Genomic DNA, 6626 nt, shown 5'->3' with positions numbered 1-6626 from the left:
TTTTTTTTATAAAAACATAAATAATTATATTTTTGTTAACACAACTGTTAATTCAATGTTCTCAACACCACATCCACCAGAGCCTCCGAAAAAATCTAACATATTCAATGTTACACTTTCTGATTCTGCTACTGTACAAGCGTCTAGAGTAAAAATATTAGCACTATCACCACCTATAGTAAGGTCTTCACCTGCAGCACAGGCTATACCCGTAGATATGTCATTTTGAACAACTATCTGACCATCTGAATTAATATTAAATCCGATAGAAACTATATTACCACCTGGTGCATAAGCAACATCGAATGATCTGTTAAAAGTTCCACTCGCATCTGCAGTTACAGTAACAGTTTGATCAGCAAAAACATCTCCACCAAATAAACTATCACCAGAAGTCACAGTTAGATTATAATCACCTACAAAAAAGTCATCATTTGCAAGTAATCCTGCAATAGCAACTTCAATCTCTGGACAAATAGTTACCCTAATTGTTGTTGGTCTAGTTTCTTCTGTACCACTAATACCTATAGCAATACCTGAATTATCAGTACCATCTAAAACAACATCAAATACCATAGTTTCAGTAATATTAGCTGCTGCTGCTTCCGCTATGTTCAATTGTATTTCCGGAAAAGTAGTATCAAAATTACTTGAAGTTCCACCTGGGCTTAATAAATTACCCGTGTTAGAAAAAACCGTATTAGGGTTAGCACCAGATACTGGCACAAAACTATAACTAATAGTTAAATCATTGGCAACTATAGGAACATTTACTTCAACAGGAATTCCTGCAGGAACACTTACATCGTAACCTCCTAAGTCAATACTCAACTGGCTAGTTTGAAACTGCACCCATCCAGACTCTGGACTTTCGTTGAATTTACCTTCATTCTCACCTTCGCTACTATCACAACTGTTAAAAGAGACCAATAACAATGAGAATAAAAACGATATTTTAAAAATATTTTTCATATGTAATTTTAAATTTTAGTTAAAGTAAAACTTTGCACGGTACTACTTCCACAAGAAGCTAATGGGTCTTGTAAATAATTAACCGTTATAACATCATCATTATCTAAAGAATAATTTGAGTTACTCGCAGCATCTGCAGGGACTAGTATATATAAAACACCAGTCGTGCAGGCCACATTGATATCAACATCATTAGATAAGCTCAACACGTTACAAGCTAAACCAAGTATAATGTCTACTTCAGCTTCAACACCTGAACCAGGCAAATGTATTGTATTGAATGTTCTTTCCGTTTCACTATCTCCTATAGAAATAGAAACTGTTTCTCCTGTTGGAAAATTACCTGATCCATCATCTCCGATAATGTAATCACCTACTAAGAAGGTAGAAGGAACTGGACAAACTTCAAAAATATTAACAGTAATTTCATCAGCATCTAAACTCTCAGAATCTGACAACCCACTAATATTAAATACAATTCTTTTAGATGTAGCATCTACCAAGTTATTATCTGTACCTACTATAGTAAGTGTTCCTTTATAAGAATTAGCTGGTATGGTTACACTTGTAGGTAAACTATAAGTAAGATCATTAGCTGTAGTTATCTCAGGATCTGTATTTAGAACAATATCATATGTTCTATCTACACTACTAACTGTACTAGAGTTTAGTATTAAATTAATACTACTAGAATCGTCGATTGTAACTGGTAAGTTATAAACACTTTTCTCAAAAGTGATAAACGTATTGTTTTCATTGATATTGCCGTTATAAATAACTTCTTCTACTGTCTCATCACAAGACACAGTAACTATCGTCAATAGCAACACAAATGTTAATTTAAATATATTTTTCATAATTATTTTTTCTAAAAATTAATTTGAATTAGTATTGAGGATTTTGAGATATAGCAGTATTACCATTGATCTCAGATTGAGGAATAGCTAATGTAAATCTAAAATCAGAAGATGAAATATCACATATACCTTCAAAAGAAGCACAATCAACAGAATTTCTAGTCACTCCAATACCTAATTCTGGACCTACACGCTTAATATCTAACCATCTATGACCTTCATAACATAATTCTAAACGACGCTCTAACATTATATCAGTTAAAGCTACATTTAAATTCGTATAAGATGCAGGTGTAGCAGTAGCTGATCCTCTAGCAGTTCTCAACTCTTGAATCGTAGTTGCAGCATCAGCGAACATATTATTTCTAGCTTGTAATTCAGCCTTGATTAATTGAACTTCTGAAGCTCTCATCATCTTAAAATCATTAATTGCCTGTCCAGCAGCTGAACCAGGATATTTATTAATTAATAATTCATTTGCAGGGTCATTTGGTCCTACTACAGTACTCGCTGAGTTAACAAAAGCTTGTCTTCTAGCACCACCTTCTGCATCTAATAAATTAAATAACTCATTAGACATTTCTAAGAATCCGTCACCTGTTCCAGGAAAGTTAAAGTAAAATAACTGTGCTACACCTGCATCACCAACAACTCTTGATAACTTAAATATAACTTCTGTGTCATCTACATCTAAATACATTCCAATATACTCACCAAAACTAGCTAAAGGATAATCCGCTAATAATTCATTAGCAAGTGTAATATTAGCCGTACTACTATCTCCTTCTGTAAGTGCTATTCTTAATTTAAGAAACTTAACGAAATCTTCACTAATCCAAATTGGACTTGCATTAGTAGCATTAGACGGATCAAATAAAGTTAAAGCTGTATTCAAATCCTCTTTAATGAAGGTTAAGTTTTCAGAAACTGTATTTCTTTCAAAAACATCTGAAGTTTCTGGAACAAAATCCATATTAATTGCACCTAAAGTATTAGGATTACTATAGTCTGTTGTATAATACTGAACAACTTCAAAGTGACATAACGCTCTTATAGCTAACAATTGTGCCTTTATGTGATTCGCTTCAACTAATTCTTGACCAGTAAAAGTTAAACGATCTAATACGCCAAGTACACGATTCGCAAAATTGATTGTTACATATCTATTATTCCAAATGTTATGAGGAATACTTCCACTAGTAAAACTTACTACATAGTTGTAATCCTGAGCACCCTGACCATTACTAGCTAAACCAGCTTTAAGGTTATCACCTAAAATTGCATTAGCGTATAAAGAATTACCTGTTCCATTACCACCTCCATCTGGAGCATAAGCGGCATAAACACCAAGTAGTCCCGATTGTACGTCGGCTAAAGATCTATAGGCAGCATCCTCTGTAAGCTCCCCTTCTTGCAAAATATCAGTGGCATCCTCACAAGAGACTGACAAAGACAATGCAAATAAAAATAATATTTTAAATATATGTTTTTTCATCTTAAATTTTTATTAAAAATTAACTGTTACTCCTAGAGTATATATTTTAGGTGTTGGGAACTGCCCTCTATCCGTTGTTCTAAAGTTAGATTCAGGATCCCATCCTCTATATTTAGAAAACGTAATTAAATTCTCACCTTGCAAGTATAGTCTTACACCACTTACTGGTAACTTTTCTAATGCCTCTTTTGGAAGTGAGTATGCTAACGTAATATTTCTTAATCTAAGGAATGATGCATCTTCAAGATATCTATCCGTAGAATTAATATAATCAACACTACCAAAAGCAGACCCTACACGAGGTACTTCAGTAATATCACCTACATTCTGCCAAGCATCAAATAAAGTAACTGATCTATTTCTACCATTCTCTATAGAACCTTGAGATACTTCCTGTAAACTAGCATAATCTAAATTGTTTCTATAAACTTCAGCAACGAAAGACCATTGTGTAGTGAATGCGAAACCTTTATATTGTATATCCGTACCAAAACCACCTTGAAAAACAGGGTAGATTGATTTATCAGAAAACACTCTATCTTCATCCAATAGCGTCTCTGTTAATGAACCATCTAATTTTCTAAATAATGGATTACCATTTGCTGGATTAACACCTGCATAAGGCACCAAGTAGAAAGATCCTAATGACTGACCTTCACCTAACGCTGTAGAACCACCATTATTAACTAACCCATTAGATGATGGAGGTAAAGCCTCAATCTCATTCTTGTTATAAGATCCATTAGCATTTACAGATATTCTCCAATCACTATCATTAAATAATCTGTACGATAATTGTAATTCAACACCTTTATTTACCATAGTACCTAGATTAGAATCAATTGTACCGCCTGTAGCATTTAACAGTGAAATATTATTATTCTGAAACAAATCTTCCGTCTTTTTCTCGTAAACATCAATCGCACCAGTAAGCTTACTATTCCAAATTTGGAAATCTAATCCAACATTCGTTTGAGTAGTTTCTTCCCATCTCAAAGATGTATTAGCCACTTGAGCAGCCACAGTTGAAACTGAACCATTATAACCAGTTCCTGCAGTATATAGGTTTCTAGTTAAATTAAGACCCCCATAATAAGTACCTGCAATCCTGTCATTACCAGAAATACCATGAGATGCTCTAAGCTTTAATAAATTAAAAGCACTACCATCCATAAAAGGTTCAGCATCGATATTCCAACGACCACCAACAGACCAAAATGTACCCCATTTGTTATCATCAATAAATCTAAACGAATTATCTCTTCTTATTCCTGCAGAGAAACCATATTTACCATCATATTCATAATCTAATTGACTGAATAAAGACATATTTCCAACTGTAACAGTAGTTTGACCTACAGTATCAATATATGGGTTAGTTGTGTTTCCGTTGATAACTTCAGTTGTTGTTCCAGGAATAAAAGCAGCACCTGAACCTACTAAACGTGGATCAAGACCAAATTGCGAATAATTAAATCCATCTAAATGTCCTTTTAAATACTCCATAAAAACAGTAACGTCTAGATTATGTTTATCACCAAAAGTGTTATTATAATTTAACGAAGTAACTGAGTTAAATCTAAAATCTCTTAAGAATGACTCAGACTGAATACCACCAAATTGAGCATCTACACCTTGTGCTGACTGAAACGGCCCTAATATACTTTCTGGGTGAAGAATATCTATAGCTCTTTCACTACTGTAATCCACACCTAATTGAATACCTGCCGTAAGATTTTTGGCAAAATTCCAATTTGCATTAAAAGACGCTAAAACTTTTACTTCCTCTTCTTTGTCAGTATTAAGCGCTATACTATTTAATAGAACATATGGAAAATTAGAAGCTCCACGTCCAAGAATAGCATTAATATCACCTGGCTGAATACCACCATCACGAGTTATTGAACCATCAGCTGCATATGGACTTAAATAAGGTAATCCCTGTAAAGCAGCACTAAACGGATTAAAAAATGTAGAACCAGAACCAGAACCATCTTGCTCATTTGTAGTAGAAACACCTACAGACAAGTTTAAACCATAATTAAATTTGTCATTAGAAGATTTACCACTGAAGTTATTTCTTACAGAGAAACGTTTAAATGCCGATCCAATAAAAATACCATCTTGTTCAAAATATTGTAATGAGGTAAAATTATTAGAATTTTCTCCACCAGATGTAATTGATAAGTTATGAGAATTAGTTGTTCCTTTTCTAAAAAACACATCCGCCCAATTTGTATTTGTTTGATTAGCTAAAGCATTAATCTCACTTGCTGATAACTCAGCACCTAAGCCACCATTATTTTGATTTTGCCAATTTAAAACCTCTCTTGAGTTCATCAACTCAAAAGGCTGATCTTGTAATTCATTATAACCGAAAGTAGAAGTATATTTAAACTCTAACCCTTGATTATAACGACCTCTCTTAGTTGTAATCACAATCGCTCCATTCGCAGCTCTGTTTCCATAAATATTTGCTGCAGCAGCATCCTTTAAAACTGCAAATGATGCAATATCAGTTGGATTGATACTTCTAAAATTATCTTCATCTACCGGAATTCCATCTACAACAAATAATGGCTCGATATTACCATTAATAGATCCAGGCCCTCTTAATATTATAGTACTATCCGACCCTGGCTGCCCAGAACCTGTAGCAATATTTAAACCAGCAACCTGACCTTGAAGGTTTTGCAAAGCAGAAGCATTTGCTCTATCTTCTAATATCTCTGCATTAACCGTAGTTATAGCAGCAGTTACTGTTCTTACAGAAGCAGCATTACCGTAGGCAACCACTACAACTTCATCAAGTTGGCTGTCTGCTTTTAAAGCTACATTCACAACCGAACTAGAACCTACACTTTTTTCTACGCTTACAAATCCTACGTAAGAAAAAATTAAGATATCATTTTCATTTGCCTTAATGGAAAATTTCCCATCAAAATCTGTTTGTTGACCTCTAGAGGTCCCTTTTACAATTACACTAGCTCCAGGAAGGGGTAAACCATCCGTTACTGTTGTAACTGTACCTGTGATAGTCTTCTCTTGTGCAAAAGAAAACTGCATCACGAACGCCATAAATAGCGTTAATAACCATGTTAATTTTAATTTCATAAAACAATTATTTGAGTTAGTCTAATTGCAAACATCTTAATTAAATATTAAATAACCAAGCAATTTTCCAAAAATAATGTTAACTCTGTTGCGAATATGATAACTATTCATAGATTGCTATTTCCCCAATGTTTTTAGGCATTAACTCAATAGTTAGATGTGAAAAATGAGAAAGGGTTGCGTTAAAA

Annotated in this window: 4 protein-coding genes; all 4 read right to left on the bottom strand. The window is 33.7% G+C overall.

The annotated features are described in order from the left end of the window. Positions 1 to 24 precede the first annotated feature (24 nt). Genes ADIWIN_RS11155 through ADIWIN_RS11140 form a run of 4 tightly spaced genes read right to left on the bottom strand, consistent with a single transcriptional unit; the run spans position 25 to position 6438 of the window. Positions 25 to 972: a hypothetical protein gene (locus ADIWIN_RS11155; RefSeq protein ID WP_020895279.1), complete on the bottom strand. Its 948-nt coding sequence runs from the start codon at positions 970 to 972 to the stop codon at positions 25 to 27. Positions 973 to 980: 8 nt separating this feature from the next. Next, on the bottom strand, positions 981 to 1829 hold the full coding sequence (locus tag ADIWIN_RS11150) for a hypothetical protein (RefSeq protein WP_020895278.1): 849 nt from the start codon (positions 1827 to 1829) through the stop codon (positions 981 to 983). Between the two features lie 28 nt (positions 1830 to 1857). Then, on the bottom strand, positions 1858 to 3324 hold the full coding sequence (locus ADIWIN_RS11145) for a RagB/SusD family nutrient uptake outer membrane protein (protein ID WP_020895277.1): 1467 nt from the start codon (positions 3322 to 3324) through the stop codon (positions 1858 to 1860). 12 nt (positions 3325 to 3336) lie between these two features. Further along, complete coding sequence (locus ADIWIN_RS11140; protein ID WP_020895276.1) at positions 3337 to 6438, bottom strand: SusC/RagA family TonB-linked outer membrane protein; 3102 nt, start codon at positions 6436 to 6438, stop codon at positions 3337 to 3339. Between the last annotated feature and the right edge of the window lie 188 nt (positions 6439 to 6626).

It is taken from the genome of Winogradskyella psychrotolerans RS-3, from assembly GCF_000427335.1.
Classification (GTDB): Bacteria; Bacteroidota; Bacteroidia; order Flavobacteriales; family Flavobacteriaceae; genus Winogradskyella; species Winogradskyella psychrotolerans.
The sequence above is the reverse complement of the archived record's forward strand: the minus strand, read 5'-3'. Positions and strand labels throughout refer to the sequence as shown.